Annotated in this window: 16 protein-coding genes and 2 pseudogenes; 9 read left to right on the top strand and 9 right to left on the bottom strand. The window is 66.7% G+C overall.

Annotation, left to right across the window (positions count from 1 at the left end; genetic code table 11):
- Window positions 1-40: 40 nt before the first annotated feature.
- Both M2157_RS48780 and M2157_RS48775 read right to left on the bottom strand, forming a co-directional pair.
- Window positions 41-2218, bottom strand: a complete 2178-nt coding sequence (locus M2157_RS48780; protein WP_280868746.1) for a SpoIIE family protein phosphatase — start codon at window positions 2216-2218, stop codon at window positions 41-43.
- Between the two features lie 514 nt (window positions 2219-2732).
- Complete coding sequence (locus tag M2157_RS48775; protein ID WP_280868745.1) at window positions 2733-3338, bottom strand: TetR/AcrR family transcriptional regulator; 606 nt, start codon at window positions 3336-3338, stop codon at window positions 2733-2735.
- A gap of 285 nt (window positions 3339-3623) precedes the next feature.
- Between M2157_RS48775 and M2157_RS48770 the strand changes: the two genes are divergently transcribed.
- The 3 genes from M2157_RS48770 (at window position 3624) to M2157_RS48760 (ending at window position 6746) form a co-directional block, all read left to right on the top strand.
- Window positions 3624-4169 (top strand): DUF302 domain-containing protein, encoded by a 546-nt coding sequence (locus M2157_RS48770; protein WP_280859140.1) that lies wholly within the window; start codon window positions 3624-3626, stop codon window positions 4167-4169.
- A gap of 138 nt (window positions 4170-4307) precedes the next feature.
- Window positions 4308-5810, top strand: coding sequence for an amidase family protein (locus M2157_RS48765; protein ID WP_280868744.1), 1503 nt, complete (start codon window positions 4308-4310; stop codon window positions 5808-5810).
- An 87-nt stretch (window positions 5811-5897) separates the two neighbouring features.
- Complete coding sequence (locus M2157_RS48760) at window positions 5898-6746, top strand: alpha/beta hydrolase (protein WP_280859142.1); 849 nt, start codon at window positions 5898-5900, stop codon at window positions 6744-6746.
- A gap of 368 nt (window positions 6747-7114) precedes the next feature.
- On the opposite strand, the gene M2157_RS48755 is transcribed toward M2157_RS48760, so the two are convergent.
- The 3 genes from M2157_RS48755 to M2157_RS48745 all read right to left on the bottom strand — a co-directional run bounded on the left by M2157_RS48755 (window position 7115) and on the right by M2157_RS48745 (window position 8754).
- A complete protein-coding gene (locus tag M2157_RS48755) occupies window positions 7115-7273 on the bottom strand; it encodes a hypothetical protein (protein ID WP_280868743.1) in 159 nt (52 codons plus the stop codon).
- 385 nt (window positions 7274-7658) lie between these two features.
- Window positions 7659-7997 (bottom strand): hypothetical protein, encoded by a 339-nt coding sequence (locus M2157_RS48750; RefSeq protein ID WP_280868742.1) that lies wholly within the window; start codon window positions 7995-7997, stop codon window positions 7659-7661.
- A gap of 214 nt (window positions 7998-8211) precedes the next feature.
- Entirely contained in the window at window positions 8212-8754 is a 543-nt protein-coding gene (locus tag M2157_RS48745; protein WP_280868741.1) for a winged helix-turn-helix domain-containing protein, read from the bottom strand.
- Between the two features lie 360 nt (window positions 8755-9114).
- Between M2157_RS48745 and M2157_RS48740 the strand changes: the two genes are divergently transcribed.
- A complete protein-coding gene (locus tag M2157_RS48740) occupies window positions 9115-9708 on the top strand; it encodes a TetR family transcriptional regulator (RefSeq protein WP_069757938.1) in 594 nt (197 codons plus the stop codon).
- A 423-nt stretch (window positions 9709-10131) separates the two neighbouring features.
- Here the strand turns inward: M2157_RS48740 and M2157_RS48735 are convergent.
- Window positions 10132-10341: pseudogene (locus tag M2157_RS48735) on the bottom strand (zinc ribbon domain-containing protein); the annotation flags it as partial.
- A gap of 584 nt (window positions 10342-10925) precedes the next feature.
- Here M2157_RS48735 and M2157_RS48730 point away from each other — a divergent pair.
- Complete coding sequence (locus M2157_RS48730; RefSeq protein WP_280868740.1) at window positions 10926-12152, top strand: IS110 family transposase; 1227 nt, start codon at window positions 10926-10928, stop codon at window positions 12150-12152.
- Here M2157_RS48730 and M2157_RS48725 read toward each other — a convergent pair.
- The 3 genes and pseudogenes from M2157_RS48725 to M2157_RS48715 form a co-directional block, all read right to left on the bottom strand.
- Window positions 12135-13165: pseudogene (locus tag M2157_RS48725) on the bottom strand (transposase). The gene M2157_RS48730 and the pseudogene M2157_RS48725 sit on opposite strands and share 18 nt — an antisense overlap.
- Before the next feature lie 205 nt (window positions 13166-13370).
- Window positions 13371-14174, bottom strand: coding sequence for a class II aldolase/adducin family protein (locus M2157_RS48720; protein WP_280868739.1), 804 nt, complete (start codon window positions 14172-14174; stop codon window positions 13371-13373).
- A 37-nt stretch (window positions 14175-14211) separates the two neighbouring features.
- Window positions 14212-15753, bottom strand: a complete 1542-nt coding sequence (locus M2157_RS48715; RefSeq protein ID WP_280868738.1) for an aldehyde dehydrogenase family protein — start codon at window positions 15751-15753, stop codon at window positions 14212-14214.
- A 132-nt stretch (window positions 15754-15885) separates the two neighbouring features.
- On the opposite strand from M2157_RS48715, the gene M2157_RS48710 reads away from it, so the two are divergent.
- The 4 genes from M2157_RS48710 (at window position 15886) to M2157_RS48695 (ending at window position 20429) form a co-directional block, all read left to right on the top strand.
- The gene (locus M2157_RS48710; RefSeq protein WP_280868737.1) at window positions 15886-16857 is read left to right on the top strand and encodes an SMP-30/gluconolactonase/LRE family protein; all 972 of its coding nucleotides are present in this window, start codon (window positions 15886-15888) and stop codon (window positions 16855-16857) included.
- A 75-nt stretch (window positions 16858-16932) separates the two neighbouring features.
- A complete protein-coding gene (locus tag M2157_RS48705) occupies window positions 16933-17799 on the top strand; it encodes an SDR family NAD(P)-dependent oxidoreductase (protein ID WP_280868736.1) in 867 nt (288 codons plus the stop codon).
- Window positions 17800-17940: 141 nt separating this feature from the next.
- Entirely contained in the window at window positions 17941-19119 is a 1179-nt protein-coding gene (locus M2157_RS48700) for an amino acid deaminase/aldolase (RefSeq protein ID WP_280868792.1), read from the top strand.
- A 38-nt stretch (window positions 19120-19157) separates the two neighbouring features.
- Window positions 19158-20429, top strand: coding sequence for an MFS transporter (locus tag M2157_RS48695; RefSeq protein ID WP_280868735.1), 1272 nt, complete (start codon window positions 19158-19160; stop codon window positions 20427-20429).
- Window positions 20430-20472: the final 43 nt, after the last annotated feature.

Here is a 20472-nt window from a genome sequence, read left to right as displayed (position 1 = left end):
CAGCCTCGCGTTGCCGTAGGCGGCGTGTCAGTCGCCGAACTCACGCTGGCACGGGCAGTTCGAACCACACGGTTTTCCCCCTGCCACTTGGGGAGTTACCCCAAGCAGAGGCGAGGGCTGAAACGATCATGAGCCCTCGGCCGCCTTCAGCTTCATCCTCCTGGCGCGGCATCGTCACAGCCCGCGCTCGATGCGGATCGCTGTCCCGCACTTCCACCCGCACGCGGTCTGGATATCGTCGCACGACGACGTATACGTCGCTGTCTCCATGAACCAGACCGTTGGTGACAACTTCCGACACCAGCAGTTCTTCCTCGTCGGCCATGCCGGAAAGGCCCCACCCGTCTAGCCACTCCCTGATGATCTTGCGTGTGCGTTGAGTTCCCTGGAGATCGCGGCGATGGATTTTGAGTTGGCGTACGGCGCGCTGCGCCTCGCTGGATGGCCCTTCGTAGCGCACGAGAAGGAGCGCTGCATCGTCTGCGTGCGTGGCGTGTTGTCTTCCGAGGCCCGTCATGATTTGGTCGCCGAGAGACTCGATATCCGCGTCGCCTGCCAAGGTGGTCTTCAATACCTCGGCGTCGAGTTCACTTCCGAGGTTGATCAGACCATCGGTGAAGCATGCGAGCATCGTGTCGGGGTTCAGCGTCAACTCGGCAGCTGTGTAGCGCGTATCGGGATCGATACCGAGCGGCATCCCGATGTCGAGATCGCCTGGCGGAGGGACTATAGCGTCAGCTGTGCGGATAAGTGGCAGCGGATGGCCAGCGCTGGCCAACTGTGCCACACCCGTGTCGGGGTCCAGCCACACGCAACAGCACGTGGCGAATAGGTCTGTGTCGAGCTTGATCAGAAAGTGATTGGCCCGCTCAAGTACTTCCCCAGGGCCTTGACCTTCGTCTGCATAGGCACGCACGGCACTGCCAAGCTGCCCCATCACGGCGGCGGCATCCGGATTGTGGCCTTCTACGTCGCCGATGACCATCGCAACGCCTCCGGTGGGAAGTGTCAACAGGTCGTACCAATCGCCGCCCATGTCAGTCCCACTCGTTGCTGGTGCGTACCTGCCGGTGCTTACGACGCCGGCAGGCTGTGGCAGCATCCTGGGGAGCAGCGCCTGCTGCAGTTTCTCGACCAGCACGTGCCTGGCCTCATGTGTTTGGGTGCGCTCCACGGCTTGGGCCAGCACTGTCGCCAGAGCTGTGAGCGCCGACTGCTGTACGGCGACATCCCGGTGCTGGCGTTTGAATGCCATTGACAGTGCACCTACAGATCGCCTTCCGACTAGTAGGGGGAAAACCAGCCAGTCGCAAGCCTCATCCAGCGCTTGCTCCGCGAGCCGACCCCGGGTCTGTTGATCGGTGGCTGCGTAGAGGGCATGCCGTTGCCGAACGACAGCGTCAGTTTCCGGCGTGCTTTTCCCAAGCCTGACCCAGTCCGCTGTACGGATAAATTCCGTTGAGCAACCGGACGAGCCAGCTATTTGCAGCCGGTTTTCCTGCACAAGGCTGACGAACACGGCTGCGGCGGAAAATCCGCCCATCAGTCTATCCTTGGCCATGTTAATCGCTTCACTTGTCCGTACGGCACCCGTCAAAAGCATAGCGAGTTTGTGGACATGGTAAATCAGTGGGACGGTGGAGGAAGTGAATCCCTCGGCGGTGGCGCCCTCACCCTCGGCGTTTACCACGAAAGGAACTGCGGGAGGGTCTATTGGTTCATGGTGATCGGCTAGCTGTTCGAGATGAACGGCCAGGTCGGCCGCCACCTCAACCAATCGGTCGATTTCCTCCTGGGTAGTCCCGCTGCGGGAACGTGGCCAGTAGACGGTGATCGTGCCGAATTTGTGCCCTTTGTGGGAAATGGGGGCCGCTGCGATCTGAAGTGGGAATGGTGCAAACACTGAAAGGTCCGGATGGAATGACATGAGCTCCGGACCGTGCGCCGTGACTACAGAATTTGTTCGCCAAGCTCGGGCCGAAGGGTATACCTCGTCATCCACCGATACGCGTTCCACAGATCCGATTCCAAGCGGTGTGACGGCTACCACCGCAGCACGCAACTCGGGGGCGTCTGAAGCTCGGAGAAAGACCGTCGCCGCGGCGGCGTCGACGTCGCGTACCAATGTCCTGGCCGCCGTAAGCAGGAAGCCTTGCCGACCGCCCTCGGCAGGGGACATCTGCTGGGTGCGGCTTGGCGTGGGTTCAATCGGATTCATCGCATCGCCGCCCGGGCGCCGTCTCCATCTCATGCCAGACTACTGCCATCACTGCATACTCGCTGGCCAGACGACCGCCGGTGCCCCGCTGCGTGCTCGCCGGCGGCATCTCGGGGCGTGATCCCATCGGACTTCCCCTGCTTGCAGCCGGACCGTAGGAGCAGGACGCGGCGGCCTGGGTGCTAATCGCTTCGGACTTTGCGCGATGACCGTTGCCCGGGCGTTGCCGGCGGACGCGGTCCTAGGCGCCGTCCTCGGTATGTCGCTGCCATGTCTCGTCGACGCACACCCCCCGACCGGTACTGGGGTACACCAGCAGAAGTCGGTGCCAGCTCATCGCATCAATCCATGTGCCCCGAGGCGGATGCTGTTTGAGCATGATCAGGAGGGGGCAGTGGCGCAGGTGGCCCAGAGTGCTGACTATGGTGCCGGGCCCTGGGCGGGTCTTCCTAGCCTCCGGCCTCGGTGCCGTGAGCCCGCACTGGTATCCATGCGCAGCGAGTTCGTGGTGCCGTCAGATCGGTCCGGTCGCTTGGTTGATCAGCGTTTCGGCTAGTTCTCGGACGTCTTGATACGGCTGCCTGTCGTTGAGCGAAGTGGACAGCGCGCGGGCGCCCTCAAACAGCACCGCGAGCTGCCGTCCCAGGGTCTCGGGATCGCGCGCGCCTGCCTCGGCGGTCGTTTTGACCAGGCGGGCAGTGAACTCCCTTTTGTGGCGCTCGACCAGGGCCGCGGCCTCGGGCATCGTCCCGGCTGTCTCGACGGCGGTGTTGTGCAGTGGGCAGCCGCGTACGACCTCCACGCGCGGCGGCGAGTCGGCGAACAGTTCCAGGAGACGCTCGCGGGCACTGAGGTCGCTGCGCTCCAGAACGGCCTCGACGCCGATGGGCCCGTCCGAGTCGGACTCGACGCGCTGCACATAGGCGCTGACCAGGGCTTCCTTGCTTGGGAAGTGCTGGTAGAACGTGCGCGTCGACACATGTGCCACTTCTGTCAGTTTCGCGATGCCCGTCGCGTGGATGCCCTCGCGCGCGAACAACTGGACCGCGGCGCGCAGGATCCGCTCCCGCGCTCCCCGCCCGCCCTTGGTCGCACGGGCCATAGCCTCACTCGTTCCCATGCCGCAAGTATAGCGATCGATTTACTTTGCGGGAAGGTCGTGCTAGGTTGAAGTACAGCGATCGCTTTACTTCGAGGAGTGTTGTGCGTAGCCTGCATCGCGTCGCGCGGCGGCGAGGACCGCTGCCGCTCGCCGGCCGGTCAGGTGCCGCTCGAACGCTCCCCATGAGGTCGCAGCGACGCAGGAGCAGGCCCACTCGGTGATTCGGGTGCTTGGGTTCCGCTCTCGTGGTCTGGGATCCAGATCCTGCATTTCTTCACACAGGCACGTCGGAAAGGAACGAACATGCCCACTCAGAACTTCGTCGCAGTTCCCCACGAGGTCGTCCGGTGGTCGATCGACACAGGAACGTCCTTCGAGGATTTCCGAGCCCGGTACGAAGTTGCTGTACCGGTATTGGACATCGATCGGATGACGCAGCTCCGCACCGAGCGAGCGAGTTGGGACACCGTGGTCACCGCCGCCGCGGAGAACGCTCCGCACGGTTTCATGCGATTCTGGAGCACCGATGTTGGGGCGACGATGCGGCTGGCTGGCAACCCGGGACTCTGCGCCACCTACCTGATGGGAAATCACACCATCGCCGAGCGCATGTACCGGCACGACCCGGCGGTGATGCTCTACGCCCCGCTGCGTACAACGATCCATCAGGACCGGCAGGGCGCCACGCTGTTCTCCATCGACCAGCCCAGCACCCGCTTCTCCAGCTTCGACGTTCCTGACATCGCCGCCGTCGGCCAGGAACTGGACCGCAAGGTCGTCAACTTGCTGAAGGTCCTGGACGTGACCATCCCGCCTGCCCTTTCCGCAGCCGCAGCGAATGTCCGCTGAGTAGGGGAGGCACACGCAGGCCCGAAAAGAGCGAAGACCCCCGCAATTGTTCGGGCAGGTTGCCCATTTCCCTGCATTGTGAGCATCCCGCAGTTCCTATCGTGATCGACATGCAGGGCCGACTGTCGGAAAGCGGAAATGTTGATCGCTTGTCGACAGTTACTCAAATTCGAGGAGAAAATCATGCAGGATAAGGACACGACCGTGGGTACAGCGTCGGGTGATGACGAGCTGGTTGAGCTCGGCGTAGCGGCGGCCGCTGCCGCGATCCGTAACGGCGACATCACGTCCGAGGCGTACGCTTCCGCACTTTTGCGGCGCGCACGCAAGCATGCCGACCTGAACTCTTTCATCACCATCGACGAGTCCGCAGTGCTGGCTGCGGCGGAGGAGGCGGACAAGGCCCGCGCCGCGGGTTCCACTGCTCCCCTCCTCGGTGTCCCGATCGGGATCAAGGACAGCTACGCCACCGCTGGTGTGCGCACCACGCTCGGCGTGGGCAACCTGAAGGACTTTGTCCCGAAGCATGACGCCGACGTTGTCGTCGCACTCCAGAATGCCGGGGGCATCGTCTTCGGCAAGAACAATCTCGTGGAGATGTCCTTCGGACTGACCGGGCACAACAGCACGTACGGTCAGGTGAAGAACCCCTACAGCCACGCCCATGTCCCCGGCGGGTCCTCCAGCGGCTCCGGGGCGGCGGTCGCCGCCCGCATCGTCCCCGCATCGACCGGCGGCGACACGGTGGGCTCCATCAGAGTCCCCGCGTCCCTGTGTGGCGTGGTCGGCTACAAGCCCACCAACGGCCGCTGGCCCGGAGGCGGCGTCGCCCCGATCTCCCACACCCTCGACACCACCGGCATCCTCGCCCGCAGCGTCGAGGACTGCGCGCTGCTCGACCAGATTGTTACCCGGGACACCACCGCCCCCATGTCGCAGCGCTCCGACCTGCGCGGGGTCCGGTTCGCCCAGGCCCCCCGGCAGTACATGAAGGTGATCGACCCCGAGACCGCAGCCCACTTCACCGCCGCGCTCGAACGCCTTCGCGACGCTGGCGCCGACGTCGTCGAAATCGACCTCGGCGACGACTTCATGGACACGACGAACCAGCTGACGTGGAACTTCTTCTTCCGCGAGATGCGGGAGGCGGTCACGCAATTCGTCGCCCGCAACAGCTTCCCCGTCACGTTCGATGAGATTTACAGCGACATCAAGCCCCAGCTCAAGGCGATCTGGAGCCAGGTCGTCGTCCCGGGCGGGCCGGGCTACCTCTCCGACGAAGGCTACGAGTCGGCCCTGGCCGCCGAACGCCCGCAGCTCCAGCGCCGACTCGGCCAGGTATTCACCCACAACGCGGCCGACGCACTGCTCTTCCCGACCACACCTTGCCCCGCACCCCTGATCGAACACGGATCGAACTTCACCATCGCTGGCCACCAGGTAGACGACCGGTTCCTCGCCTACAACACCATCCCCACCAGCGGAGCAGGCTTGCCCGGCATCAGCATCCCCATCGGCCTCAGCACCAAGGGCCTGCCCATCGGCCTCGAAATCGACGCCGCCCACGGCGAGGACAGCAACCTCTTCGACCTCGCCCGCCGAGTGGAGTCCCTCTTCGACGCTCTGCCCACGCCCGCCTGAACACCACACCGCCCACCGAGTCAATCGGACACACGCCGACGACTCAGGCAGTCCCGCCGACACCGAGTACGAGGGAAGGACCTCACCATGTCCGCAGCAACCGCAACATCGGCTCCCACCAAGACCGTGGACGTCGCAGGAACCCCGTTCGCCTACCGAGAGGTGGGAACGGGCGAGGGCGTTCCGCTGGTGCTCCTGCACCACGTCACCGCGGTGCTGGACGACTGGGACCCCGCCGTGATTGACGGCCTGGCGGCCGAGCGGCGCGTGATCCTGGTCGACCTGCGCGGAGTCGGCCGCTCCGGCGGGACCACGCCCGACACCTTCGAGGCGATGGCCGACGACGCCGTCACCTTCCTGGACGCCCTCGGCTTGGACGCGGTCGACCTGCTCGGCTACTCACTGGGCGGCATCGTCGCCCAGGTCGTCGCCCAGCAGTACCCCGACCGCGTCCGCCGGATCATCCTGGCCGCCACCACGCCAGCCGGCGCCCAGGGCCCGGCTGCCACCGGCGCCACCCTCCAGGCGGCCATCCAGCAGGCGACCGAGCAGGGCAAGCACCCCAAGCACTTCCTGTTCTTCGAGCCGTCACCGGCCGGCCAGGCAGCCGCGGACGCCTTCCTCGCCCGCCTGGACCAGCGCACCACCGACGACCGCGACGCCCCGATCTCCAACGAGACCATCGGCGCCCAGCTCACCGCGCTCACCGCGTGGGAGCAGGACACCTCGCCGACCGGCCTGGCAGCCCTGAAGCAGCCCACACTCGTCGTCAACGGCGACAACGACACGATGTGGCCCACAGCGACCGGCACCCTCCGCCTCGCCCAGTTGCTGCCCGCCGCCAAGCTTGCCGTCTACCCCGACTCCGGCCACGGCGGCATCTTCCAGTATCACGAGGTGTTCGTGCAGCAGGCCCTGGACTTCCTCCGCAACTGATCCGCCTGGCTGTAGCCCACCGATCGGACGTTGGTGGAGCGAACCGGCTCATGGAACAAGGTGCCTCCTGCGACTACGTGCCAGGGCGTTGCGCCCTCGACTGCTGTCGAGGGCGCAGGTGGTACAAAACGTAGCGAGCAGCAACACCTTTGCCCGGATGGGCAGTCGGGGCATCAGGCAAGGCGAAGAGCGTACCGGGCCTCCACCGGCAACTGAGAGATGCCCACGGAACCGCATCACGCAGCTGTACCGCTTGGGTGGCCCGGTAAAGCGGCTGTGCGCCTGTGTGGCGGCTTGGCGTCAGCGGGCGGGCAGGGGCCCGGACTCCCATCGGGGCTTCAGGCCCGGCGACTTGGCCGCGCTGCCTCCTACCAGCGCATGCCCAACTCGGCGAGTTCCGCGCGCCGTTCCTCGCTCAACTTGTCGGCCCTGCGGCGCGCGTTGTCGATGAAGGTGCCCAGCCGCAGGATGCGCTGGTAGTCGACCGACAGCACCGACCAGGCCAGCCCCTCACCCCACACCGGCACCTGCGATTTTCGGCTTCACCGCATCCCGCAGCTCCCGGGTGGCCTCCGCTGCGGCGTTGCCGTTCTCCGAAACCAGCACCGCGCCGACCCGCGAGGCGGGCGATGGCCCATTCCTTCCAATCCCGCTCGGCCACGGCCAACTCGGCCTGGATACAGTCGGCTTCCCCCCGCAGCTCGTCCACCCGGCGCCGAGCGGAGAGTTCGTGCTTGTTCCAGCAGCCCCACGACCGACGACATCCGCAACCTCCACAGGAGCGACGACACGACAGCCCATCACACTCATGGAATCGCCAGCCCTATTCCCACCAGCGAAAACGCAGCCCTCAAGCCCGGAAAGACAACACTACTTAGCCGTTGTAAGCGAATCAGAGGGGAAGTCAGTCGCTTATAGGATTCCGCGACGGTGCGCTTCGCGACGAATCCAAGCAGCCAACTGCGCGGCATACTCGGCCCGCTCCCGGGCTTCGCCCGTCAGGTGTTCCGAAACTGGGGCGGGTTCACCGTCTGACCTCAACAGCAGGTCGGCCTTCCGGGGCAGCGGCAACATTTTCGCGCTGGCGTAGCAGTCGTCCCAGCCGATGCTGTGGCCCGCCGGAGGGCAGACCCCGTCAGCGTGAGCGGTGGCCAACAAATGATGGGCCGGCTCGCCACCGAGGTCCCTCTCGTGCGGTTCCGGCAGCAGACGGGCAATGAACTTGGCGGCGTTGACGCGGCCGAGGGCCATGAGTTCTCCTGAACTCTCAAGTCGGTCTCGGTGAAGCCCTTGCGCCGGACCTTGGCGGGGCCGCGGTCGAGGTGGATGCGCTAGATGAGCCGGGGCCGGTGGCCGGGCTTGGTGCAGGTCAGCGCCGCCATGGAAACGCGTTTGGTGCCCGCGGCGGTGACCCGCACGACCGGTGTGTAGCCTCGGCGGCCCCAGGTGCGGCCTTTGGGCGGCCTCAGCCCCTGGCCGGCTTCGTCCTCGAAGCAGAGCCAGGCGCCCAGGTCCGCCGCCGTCTTTTTATGACGGGCCACTGCTCGTCCTTCCAGGCGGCGATCTTCTCCTCGTCGCGCTCGGTGGCCTTGCGGGAGGGGACCTGCACGCTCCAGCCGATGCGGTGCAGCAGCAGATCCACCCCGGCCAAGGTGTACTCGACGCCGAAGCGGCGGCGCACGACCTCGGCGATCCTCGCCAGAGTCCAGCACTGGTCACTCCAGCCCGCAGCGAGCGGACCGGCATCCAACACTGCCTCCAACACACGCAGTTGACTCGCATGGGGCTTGCAGCGGGCACCGCCGGGTCCCTTGCAGACCAGGGCTTGCCGACCGCCCGTGGCCAGCGCCCGTCGCCAGCGGTTCGCCGACATGCGGGTCACCCTGAACTGCCGGGCCACCTCCCGGTCACTGGCCCCCGCCTCGATCAGATCAGCGGCCGCCAACCGGACCCGCTCACGCCGAACCCGCTCCTCTGCTGTCAGCCCTCCACCATCGGGATACCTCATCCTTCCGGCATAGCGCGAACCACGACATCCGTCACGACCCCACGTAACCCACACCCGCCGAGCCTTCTGACCCTACCGATACCTACAACAAGCCACACTCCCTCTCAACACACCACCAACAATCCCAGCTCAAACCCCCGACCACCCCCCAAAAAGCCACTCCACCCAGCCTCTCAACGAACCAACAACACACCAGGCCAGCCGCCACCCAGCCCACCAACAGGCCCCCTCCAAGCGTCACTCATCATCGGATGACCGTGACGTGAAAGACCGAATTGAAGTTGGTCGATCGTCCAAGACGCCGGTTAACATACGAGTGAGCATGTCACTCTTGAGGGAACGGTGGACCGGATGTCTCGTATGGCAGCGAAGGACCGGCGGGAAGAGCTCATCGCTGCGGCGGTCCGTGTCATGGTCCGCGAAGGAGTCGCCAAGACAACGACACGTGCGGTCGTCAACGAGGCGAAGATGCCGCTGGGCGTTTTTCACTACTGCTTCAATTCACGTGAGGAGCTCCTGCAGGAAGTCATCACCCGCATCACGGACAGCGGCGTCGCCAAAGCGCGGAGCGTGTTCGAGGGGGAAGGTGACCTCGGCGCGCGTATCGCCAAGAGTCTGTACGCGTTCTGGGAGGCGGTCGAGCTCAATCCGGGAGAGCAGCAGGTGGGGTATGAACTCGCCCACTACGCGCTGCGCCAGGACGGTTTCGAGGGCCTGGCTCGACGGCAGTACGAGCACTACCTGGAAGTGCACGAGCAGCTCCTCGCGGAAGCTGCCGAAAGCGCGGGAATCCAGTGGACCGTGCCCATTCCTGTCTTGGCCCGTTATCTCAACTCGGTGCTGGACGGCGTCACCCTGTGCTGGCTGGCCGACCGTAACAGCGAGCACACTCGCGAAGTGCTCCGCTTGACAGGCGAGCACCTTATGAGCCTCGCCGCAAAGAACGACTGCTGATTTGATCATCCGTTTGAGTCCGGCACGAAGGCGGCATCGTCGTCGGCAAGCCGTGGCCCATGCGCCAGGAATGCGCGGCTGCTTCGTCTCCGGGGAGGTCGGTCGCATTTCCCGCCTCGGGCTCGCCGAACAGGCGTCTGCCCTGTCGGTGGGGGCCTGCCCTGGGGCGTGAGCCAGGTCTGAGCCATGCCGCATGGGTGAGCTGGCCAGTCACCAGCTGCCGGCATATCGAACTGTTCATCGTCCGCGGGCCGGCGGGGCGCTCCCGCGTGAAATTCCGGAGAGCCAGCCGCGTTAGCGGCGGACGTACGGAGCCACCTATCTAATGCACCGCTCACGGGTGCGCCGCTCCCGTAGATGGCGGCCCACGACGAGCGGGTGGGTTCCGGTGACTCTTCCCCTCGTGAACGAGGGGGCTTCTCGCTAAGCCGGTGGGGCTTGGCGGCGGGCCAGCCCGGCCCGTAAGACATTGAGTGCGCCCCCGGTGTCCGCGTGCGCGGTGTGGTCGCACGAGCGGCAGTGGAACTTCTCCTGGGTGGGCCGGTGCCCCTTCGCGCAGTGCCCGCATTGGGGGCAGGTGCGGGAGGTGTTGCGGGGGTCAACGGCGATCACTTCTCGTCCGGCGCTTTCAGCCTAATTCCCTTGTAAGGAACTCACCGGCTCTCGCCAGTCGGTGAGTTGGTTCGAACAGGTTGTGACGCCTGCACTCCACCGGGCCGTAAAGGTCTCCGACAGTACGGCTGCGCAACCCAGCTGGCGGGTGATGGCCTCGTGAGTTCCGGTGGATACCTCTCAACGTCACGGCCGAGATGCCTTCCCAGAGAGCGGCGCCATTCGGTGCTCTCGTGGCTGCCACCCACCCAGCGCTGATGCTGCTGGTGGTTGTGTGGGCTCCGGACGCACGCCTTCTTTCAGCCCGGCCATGATGTCTCCGCCAAGATCGGCGGCGTTCGGCGCCTTCACGGCCACCAGCGGCGTCAACACCGTTCGCTTGATCACTCGTTGGAGTTGGTGGTGCGAGCCTGTCGCACGGTGATCTCTTGCATTTCCCGAGTCGTCTGAGCTCTGGGAACAGACCGGGGCCTGTGCGGTGAGCTGGTGCCACGAACGGCTTGTGAGGTGTCGGCCCGTTCCTTGATCGAGGCCTGGAATTAGGTCGCTGCGTGGCCCGCATGCGCTCGTGACCAGCGCAAACACCCGCACATAGAGGAGGGAAGTTGATCTACTGCGGCATTGACTGGGCCGAGAGGACGCACGACGTCGCCCTGGTCGACGACGACGGCACGCTCCTGGCCAAGCGCCACATCACAGACGACGCGACCGGTTACAAGATCCTTCTGGATCTGCTTGCCGAGCACGGCGACACCCAGGACACCCCGATCTCGGTCGCCATCGCGACCTCCCGCGGTCTGCTCGTCGCGGTCCTGCGCACCGGCAAGCGCCAGGTCTACGCCATCAACCCGATGGCCGCCGCACGATATCGCGACCGCCACGCGGTCACACGGAAGAAAACCGACCCTGGCGACGCCCTCGTCCTGGCGAACATCCTCCGCACCGATATGCACGCCCACCGGCCGTTGCCCCAGGACAGCGATCTCGCCCGCGCCATCGCTGTCCTCGCCCGCGCCCAGCAGGACGCAGTCTGGAACCGGCAGCAGCTCGCCAACCAGCTCCGCTCGCTCCTGCGCGAGTACTTCCCCGCCGCCCTCGACGCCTACCTGCACTGGCAGAACGGTCTCTGCCGCCCCGAGACCCGCGTCCTGCTGGAGCTCGCCCCCACGCCCTCGCGGGCGGCCCGGCTGTCGCTTGCGCAACTGCGCTCGGCGCTCAAGCGCGCTGGCCGCCAGCGCGGGATCGATGCCGACGCCGAGCGCATCCGCGAGGTCCTGCGGGCCGAATGCGCGCACCAGCCACCGTTGGTCGAGGACGCGCTCGGCAAGCAGATGCTCGCCCTGCTGCGGCAGCTCAACGCCGCCTGCATCGCCGCCGACCAGCTCGCCGAGGCGGTGGAAGAGGCTTTCCCTCAGCACCCGGACGCCGAGATCATCCTGAGCTTCCCCGGACTCGGAACCCAGCTCGGCGCCCGGATCCTCGCTGAGATCGGGGACGATCACACCCGCTTCACCACCGCCCGCGGCATGAAGGCCTACGCCGGCGCATCCCCGATCACCAGGGCCTCGGGGAAGAAGTCCAGCATCACCAGACGCTGGGTGAAGAACGACCGGCTCAACCACACCGGATACCTCTGGGCCTTCGCAGCCCTGACCGCTTCTACCGGGGCCAAGGCACACTACGACCGACGCCGCGAGGTCGGGGACTGGCACGCTGCCGCTCAGAGGAACCTGTTCAACAAGATGATCGGCCAGCTCTACCACTGCCTCCAGAAACACATCCTGTTCGACGAGACTCGCGCCTTTCGCACCGAACTACCCGCCGCTGCTTGACACGTTGCAACCGTGAGGTGTCTTGGCGTGCAGGATCGTCAGGAACACCCCCATCCGGCATCGTTGACCGAGTGGTTCAGCCCGGCTTTGGCGGCGGCCCCGTTGGGCAGGAAGCCGCCCGGCCGGTCGGGGTCGGGCTTCGGTGCGGGAGCCTTGACCATGCTGCGGATCTTGAGGTCTTCGTGCGCGATGACACCGTGTTCCCGCACGAGACCGGAGGCGGTCTTGTGCGCGTGGTCGAGCCGCTGGCGGCGGACCTTGCGGTGCAGGGCGGCGACCTTGTCCACGGCCCGCCGGTGGCCGGCGGTGCGCTTGTCGCGGCGCACTCGGGGGAACCGGGCGAGCGGCCTCGAGCTTCGCGGCAGCCCTGCGCCCGTGACGCGGGTTGGGAACGAACTCGCCGCTGGAATCGGCGAGGAAGTGGGCGATACCCATGTCGATGCCGATCACGCTGTCCGTCTTGGGTAGCGGCTCGGGCTGCGCCTGCTCGGCGGTCAGCACGACGTACCAGCGTTTGCCCTCACGCTTGACAGACACGGTCTTGACCCTGCCAGCCACCGGCCGGTGCTGGTTGACCTTGACGTGCCCGACACCTTGCAAACGGACGCGGGGGACCCGGTCGCGCGCAGTGGAGTCCCAGCGGCAGCCGTCCCCGTCTTTGGGGAAGTCCACTGTGTCGAACCAGTTCACACCCCGGAAGCGCGGGTAGCCCGGCGTCTCGCCAGCCTTGGCCCGGCGGAAGGACGCGGCGAACGCCTTTCCAGGCGGCGTAGTGTCGCCTGCTGGCTGGAGAATGACCAGCGGCCCTGACGCTCCGGGTCGAAGGAACGGATCTCCTTGAGCTGTGCGGACTGCTGGCCGTACTTGATGCTCGTCTTCGACGTGTGCCGGTAGGCGTCGCGGCGTTCCCGCAACGCCCCGTTGTAGAGAGAGCAGTGATCGGCCAGCATCGCGGCGAGCGCAGCTTGCTGGCCCACGGTGGGCCGCATGAGGAACTTGTACGCACGGATCATCCGGCCCACCCCCCTTCGGTCAATGAGTGATCAACCTAGCGGAGGCCACTGACAACACAGTGAACTCCGGCGCTTCGCGCCTCCGGGCCGAGGATGCGTTTCCCTCCCCTGCTGAAGCCGGGGATACCCACGCAATATCAGGGATGGCTGCCGCCGGACCCACCCGCCCTGGACTCCTGTGTCGCTATGCAATCAGCGTGTCGCGTCAGTCGAACAGGTCGGGCTGTTCCGCGGTGACCTGGTCCCACAGTGGGCGGAACTGGAACCAGCCCGGCAGGGCGCCGGTGATCTGCGCCCGCACCATCCGGGCCGTCTCGGAGTCCATGAGCTTCGGCTTGCCCGCGGCCATGGCAAGGAGTTGAGCCTGGCAGGAGCGTTCCATGGTGATGAAGTACCAGGCGGCTTCGGCCACGGACGCCCCGACTGTGAGCAGTCCGTGGTTTTGCAGGATGACCGCCTTGGCGTCGCCCAGGGCCACACCGATCTTCCGGCCTTCCTCGGTGTCGTTGACGACCCCGCGGTAGTCCGAGTAGATGCCGTGGTCCTCGAAGAAGGCACAGGCGTCCTGGGTGATCGGGTCCAGCGGGACGCCGAGGCTGGAGAAGGCCTTGCCGTGCACGGAGTGAGTGTGTGCGGCTGCGATCACGTCCGGCCTGGCCCGGTGCACTTCGGAGTGGATGCAGAAGGCGGCGTTGTTGACCGGGCGCTTGCCTTCCAGAAGCTTGCCGTCGTGGTCGACGAGGATGAGGTCGGAGACGCGTATCTGGCTGAACGACATGCCGAAGGGATTGACCCAGAAGGCTGAGGGGTTCTCCGGGTCGCGGGCGGTGATGTGCCCGGCGACGCCTTCGGAGAATCCGAACCGGGCGAACAGGCGGAAGGCGGCGGCGAGTTCCTGCTTGCGGACCTGGCGCTCTTCCTCGACGCTCAGGTTCTGCTGGGGCAGCGGCAGGGTGACGCCTTCGGGCATGGCTCCGACAGACGCGTGCGGGGCGGGGGTCGTGGTCATCGGCGGGCCTTTCGTTGTCGGGTGATCGATCGCACGGTCACTTGTTCCGGCGGCGCAGGCGGTTGCCGTACATGACATCCACCAGGCGCAGGATGGACCGGTAGGCCGAGGGGTCGAACGGGATCATGTGAAGGTCGCGGCGCATCGGGAATCGGTTCACGCTGACCGCTTGGAGCCGGGTGTATTTGCGGATTCCTTCGGCGCCGTGCCGGACGCCGAGGCCTGATTCCTTCCAGCCGCCCATGGGCAGGCCGAGGGCCATGTAGTTGGTCTGGGCGTCGTTGATGGTGACGCAGCCGGCCTCGAGCTGCTCCGCGAGGTGCCGGGCGTGCTTCATGTTGGAGCTGATGATGGTGGCCTGCAGGCCGTAGGTGCTGTCGTTGACGAGCCGGACGGCCTCTTCCGCGCTCGCGACCTTCATGACGGGCAGCGTGGGGCCGAAGGTCTCCTCGCGCATGCATTTCATGGTGTGGTCGACGTCGACGAGCAAGGTGGGTTCGAAGAACCGGCCGGGGCCTGGGGTGGCGTGGCCTCCCGCGAGTACGCGGGCCCCTCGGCTCACGGCGTCCTCGACATGGTCCTCGATAGTCGCCATCTGGGGCGGGAAGGTCATGGCGCCCACGTCGGTACTGCCCAGCCCCGCCGGCCTGCCTGAGGTGACCTCCTGGAACCGCTCGCGAAGCCTGGCGACGAATGCGTCGTAGAGGGGTTCCTCCACGTAGACCCGCTCCACGGACGTGCACATCTGGCCCCCGTTGCACAGGGCACCGTGCAGGGTGACGTTCACGGCTCGTTCCAGGGAGGCGTCGGCCAGCACGACCAGGGCGTCTTTGCCGCCGAGTTCGAGTGAGCACGGGATGAGCCGCTCGCCCGCCCGCGCTGCGACGGCCCGGCCGGTCTTGGTCGATCCGGTGAACATCACGAAGTCGGCGGCGTCGACGAGAGCCTGGCCGGTGGTGCCAGCGCCGGTCACGACCTGGAAGACGCCCCGGGGCCAGCCGCACTCACGGGTCATCTTCTCCATGAGCAGCGCGGTCAGCGGCGTGTACTCGGAGGGCTTGAGGACGACTGCGTTGCCTGCGGCCAGGGCGGGGATGGCGTCACCGAAGGAGTTGATCAACGGGTTGTTCCACGGACCGATGACGCCGACGACGCCGAGCGGTACGCGGCGGGTGTACATGCTGCGCCCGAGCACGAACGGCGAGAGTGAGCGGATCTTCGTCTCGGCGAGGTAGTGCCGCGCATGCTTGGCCCAGTAGGCGAAGGCGTTGACGCAGTAGACGATCTCGACGATCGCGTCCTCTTCCGCCTTGCCGTTCTCCGCGACGATGGAGTCCGTGATCTCCTGTCGGTGGGCCAGCAGCCACTGACGGCCGCGCGCGAAGAATTCCGCACGGCTGCGGGTACTCAGTTCCGCCCAGCCCGGCTGCGCCCGCCGGGCTCGTGCGACCGCCTGCGCCACCTCTTCCGCCGACGCGTCCGTGACGTGGCCGACCACTTCTCCGGTGGCCGGATTGTCCACTGCTATGGGCGTGTCCGCCCGGGCGCCACCTGGGCTGAGCGATCGAGTCTGAGCCACGGAAAAACTCCTGCCGGAACGTTGACTTCGGTTCGCCCAGAATGAGACGGTCGCCCGTACAAGTCAAGTGTCTTGTACAAGCGTCCAACTTTTAGGGACGCCAGGGCAAACCGTCACCGAGGAGCAGCTGGAATGAAGCGGATGACATCGGTCGCCTTGAGCGGCTTCGGTGTTCCCGAGTCCCTGCGCTGGCATCAGGGAGCCCTGTGGTTCTCCGATCTCGCCCACGGCACGGTGCACCGCTGGGACGGCAGCGGAGAAGCCGAGACGGTGCTCAAGGTCCCTGGCCGGGCCGGCGGGCTCGGCTGGCTCCCGGACGGGCGCATGCTCGTCGCCTCCATGGACGGAGGCGTCGTCTACCGGCTGGAAGCAGACGGCGGACTCGTCGAGCACGCGGATCTGCGGCACCTTGTCGGCGGCCCGGTCAACGACATGCTCGTCGATCCGATAGGACGCGCGTACGTCGGCAACTTCGGCTTCGACTACCACGCGTTCGCCCGCGAGCACGCGAACGCCATGCTCTACGCGCCACCCGGCCCACCGAAGACGCCGATCGCATGCCTGGCGCCTGACGGAACTTTGCTGGGCGTGACGGAACCGGTGCTCTTCCCCAACGGATGTGTCCTCACGGCCGACGGCGCCACTATGGTGGCGGCCGAAACCCTCGCCATGCGGCTCTCCGCCTTCCCCGTGCTACCGGACGGCACCCTGGGCGAGCCGCGACCCTGGGCCCCGCTGATCTCACCGCTCCTGTGGCATGCGGTGAACTACCCGGGACTGCTCGGCAGGATCACCCGGCGCGTCTCGGCGCTCCTGGACCACCCGGCCATCGCCAAGCGCTCCGCCTCGCCGATCGCCCCCGACGGCATCGCCTGGCACAGCGACGGCACAACGATGTGGATCGCGAACGCTTTGCGCGGCGAATGCGTGCGCGTGGCCGAGGGCGGCCGCGTCCTCGATCGCGTCGCGACCAGCCAGAACACCCTGAGCTGCCTGGCCGCGGGACTCGACGGGCGCACCTTGTTCGCGGCGACGGTTCCGACCGACGATCCCGTCCGCGCCGCCGAGCTGAACGGCGGTCGCATCGAGATGTTTCGCCTGTGAAGCCCTCGGTAACAACCGGGGCCGATTTCATATCGGACAGTTGACTTGGACAGATGACCAGGAGACTCTGTGGCCATGAGTGAAACGCCTGAAAACAGCCGGGTCCTTCTCGTGACCGGCGCGGCCTCCGGCATCGGTGCCGCGATCGCACAGTTGGCGGTCGCGCGCGGTCATCGGGTGATGCTGACCGATGTCAATGAGCAGGCCGTGCAGGCCCGCGTGAGCAGCCTGGGCAGCCGGGCCGCCGGGTGCGTGCTGGACATCCGCGATCCGGCAGCCTGGGTGAAGGCGTTCGAAGCGGCGGAGGCCGCGTTCGGAGCCGTGGACGTTCTGGTCAACAACGCGGGCATCACTCACACCGGCCATGCAACTGATCTCAGCCCTCAGCAGCATCGCGACATCGTCGAGGTCAATCTGCTGGGCACCATCACGGGCACCTGCACGGCGATCGAGCGGATGACCGCAAAGGGCCACGGCCACATCATCACCGTCTGCAGCATGACGGCATTCCTCCCGCTGCCCGGATACGCCACCTACTGCGGCTCGAAGTACGGGATGCGGGCCTTCCACCACAGCGTGGCCCTGGAGGAGCGCGACGGGCCCCTGGACTTCACCATCATCCACCCTCCGTCCACGCGCACGGACATGCTCGAGCAGGAGATGGCCGACCCCGCTTGCGCCATCTCCTTCGCCGAGAAGTCATACGCACCCGAAGAGATCGCCAAGACCGTCGTCGACGCGATCGCCTCCAAGCCGGTCGAGGTGGTGTTTCCGCCGCTGGGCGGACGGGTCCAGCGGATCGCCGGCGTCTTCCCCCGCCTGATGCGGTGGGTGATCCCGCTCGCCGAGGCCAGGGGCCGACGGCACCGGGAGCGCCTCATCGCCAAGACGGGCGCCCACCAGCCCGGCACGGCACAGCCTTCGGACCGGTCCACCGTCTGACCCTTGCGGTCTCCGGCCACCGCTGACCAGGCCGGTCAACCTGAACTACTGAGAAAGGGTGCGGATGTGAGCGCACATGTGGCGTCCCGGCCGGACGTGAAATCGGCCGTCTCTGCCCTCGCCGGCCTGAGCGAGGTCCGGATGGCCCAACTGCACCGGGCCACCGAGCACTTGGATCCGCCGTTCGCCGTGGTGGACCTGGACGCCTTCGACGCCAACGCCGAGGATCTGACGCGCCGGACAGACGGGCTCGCCACCATCCGCGTGGCCAGCAAGTCGGTCCGCAGCCGCGAGTTGATCCAGCGTGCCGCCCAGTGGGAGGGCTACCACGGCATCCTCGCCTTCACTCTGCCCGAGGCCCTGTGGTTGGCCGAAGACCACGAGGACGTGGTCATCGGCTATCCGACCGCGGACCGCACCGCGCTGCAGCAGCTCGCGATGGACGAGCGTGCAGCCGCCCGCATCACCCTCATGATCGACTCTGTCGGCCAACTGGACTTCATCGACAATGTGGTGGGCGCATCCCGGCCCGACCTGCGCGTGTGTATCGACCTGGACGCCGCGCTGGAACTGGCCGGCGGCCGCATCCACCTGGGCCCGTACCGCTCCCCTGTGCACTCCCCGCGACAGGCCGCAGCACTCGCCCGGGAGATCGAGAGCCGGCCCGGGTTCCGCCTGGCCGGAGTGATGTCCTATGAGGGCCAGATCGCCGGTCTCGGCGACAACCAGCCCGGCTCCCCCCTCAAACGGGCAGCGCTCCGCGCCATGCAGCGCTTCTCCGCTCGCGAACTGGCCGACCGGCGCGCCGCCGCCATCGCCGCCGTCGAGGCCGTCGCACCGCTGGAGTTCGTCAACGGCGGCGGCACCGGCTCCATCGAGCAGACCGCGTCCGAGCACGTCATCACCGAGATCGGCGCCGGATCGGGCCTGTACGGGCCGGGCCTGTTCGACTTCTACCGGCGCTTCCGCCCACGGCCTGCCGCCTACTTCGTCATGTCGGTCGTACGCCGCCCGACCGACAGGATCGCCACCGTGCTCGGGGGCGGCTGGGTCGCTTCCGGACCGACCGGCCGTGACCGTCAGCCCACCCTGGCCTGGCCTCAGGGCCTGCGGATGAACCCCCTGGAAGGTGCGGGGGAGGTGCAGACGCCGGTGCTCGGCACGGCAGCGCACGGATTGCGCCTCGGGGACCACGTGTGGTTCCGGCACGCCAAGGCCGGCGAACTGTGCGAGCGGGTGAACACCCTCCACCTGGTGGCCAAGAGCGAGCACGTCGGTCAGGTCCTCACCTACCGGGGTGAAGGACACGCCTTCCTCTGACCACTCCCCCATCCGCGGCCCAGTCTCCCGGAGGCCCGATGCTCCCCGACTTCGACTCCCCCGCTCCAGCCCTTGCGGGCTCCGTCGGCCAGGCCATCGCCCATGGACCAGCCGAACCCGTCACACGTCGCTGGACCACCCTGTACGGCCTGGTCTGGTTCGGCTTCTGGATGGCGAATCTCGTCCCCCTCCAGCTTCTGCTCCCTCAGCAACTGGAGACGATCGACCCGGCCTCCAAGGTCTACGACTTCGCCGTGGTCAACGGTGTCTCCGGACTGGTCGCCCTCATCGCCCTGCCCCTGTGCGGCGCCCTGTGCGATCGCTCCCGCAGCTCCTTCGGCCGACGCAGACTCTGGCTCGCAGCAGGCGCGGTGGCCTTCGCCGCCGGGCTGATCGTCACCGGCGCGCAGACGACCGTGACCGGTGTGGCGGTGGCGTGGGCTGCCAGCATGATCGGGCTCAGCGCAGCCACCGCCGGGCTCACCGCCGTCATCGCCGACCGTGTGCCCGAGAGCCAGCGCGGCATGATCTCCAGCGCCATCTACGGTCCCCAGGCCCTCGGCGTGGTCGTCGGCATCGCCCTCGTATCGGCCTTCGGGCTGTCCCCCATGTCCGGCTTCGCCATCATCGCGGTCCTACTGATCGTCTGCATAGTGCCGTTCCTGACCGCCCATCGCGACATTGCTTTCAATGTCGAGGCGCCGCTCAACATCCCAGAACTGATCGCGTCCATGGGCAGCTCGCTCAGAAACCGGGAATTCGCCTGGGCCTTCGGCGGACGGCTCCTGGTGAACCTGGCGAACTCGCTGGGCACGTGTTACACGCTCTACTTCCTCACCGACGGCCTCAAGGTCTCCGATCCGGCCGGCAGTCTGCTGGCCTGCACCGTGCTCTATCTCCTCGCCGGCCTTCTGGCCACCGCCGCCGCCGGCGTGCTGTCCGACCGCCTCGGCCGACGACGGATCTTCGTCGCCCTGGCGGCGCTCCTCCAGGCGGCTTCCGGCTTCCTGCTGGCGAGCACCCCAAGCCTCACCGTCATGATGGTGGCATCTGCTCTCATGGGTGGTGGCTTCGGTGAATACATGGCCGTCGACCAGGCTTTGATCACACAAGTCCTCCCCGACGCCGAGAGCCGGGCCAAGGACCTCGGCATCATGAACATCGGCTCGGTCGTACCCCCTGCAATCGCCCCGCTGATCGCCGGCGTGGTCATCAGTTCCAATCGCGGCTACCCGCTCCTGTTCGCCCTCGTAGGCGCGGCCGCAGCCGTCGGAGCGCTCCTCGTGTACCGCATCCGTTCCGTCCGCTAAATGCGCGGAAGACGCCACGCCGATCTCACCGCAGAAGCAAGAA

This window comes from Streptomyces sp. SAI-127 (assembly GCF_029894425.1).
In the GTDB taxonomy this organism is placed as follows: Bacteria; Actinomycetota; Actinomycetes; order Streptomycetales; family Streptomycetaceae; genus Streptomyces.
The sequence above is the reverse complement of the archived record's forward strand: the minus strand, read 5'-3'. Positions and strand labels throughout refer to the sequence as shown.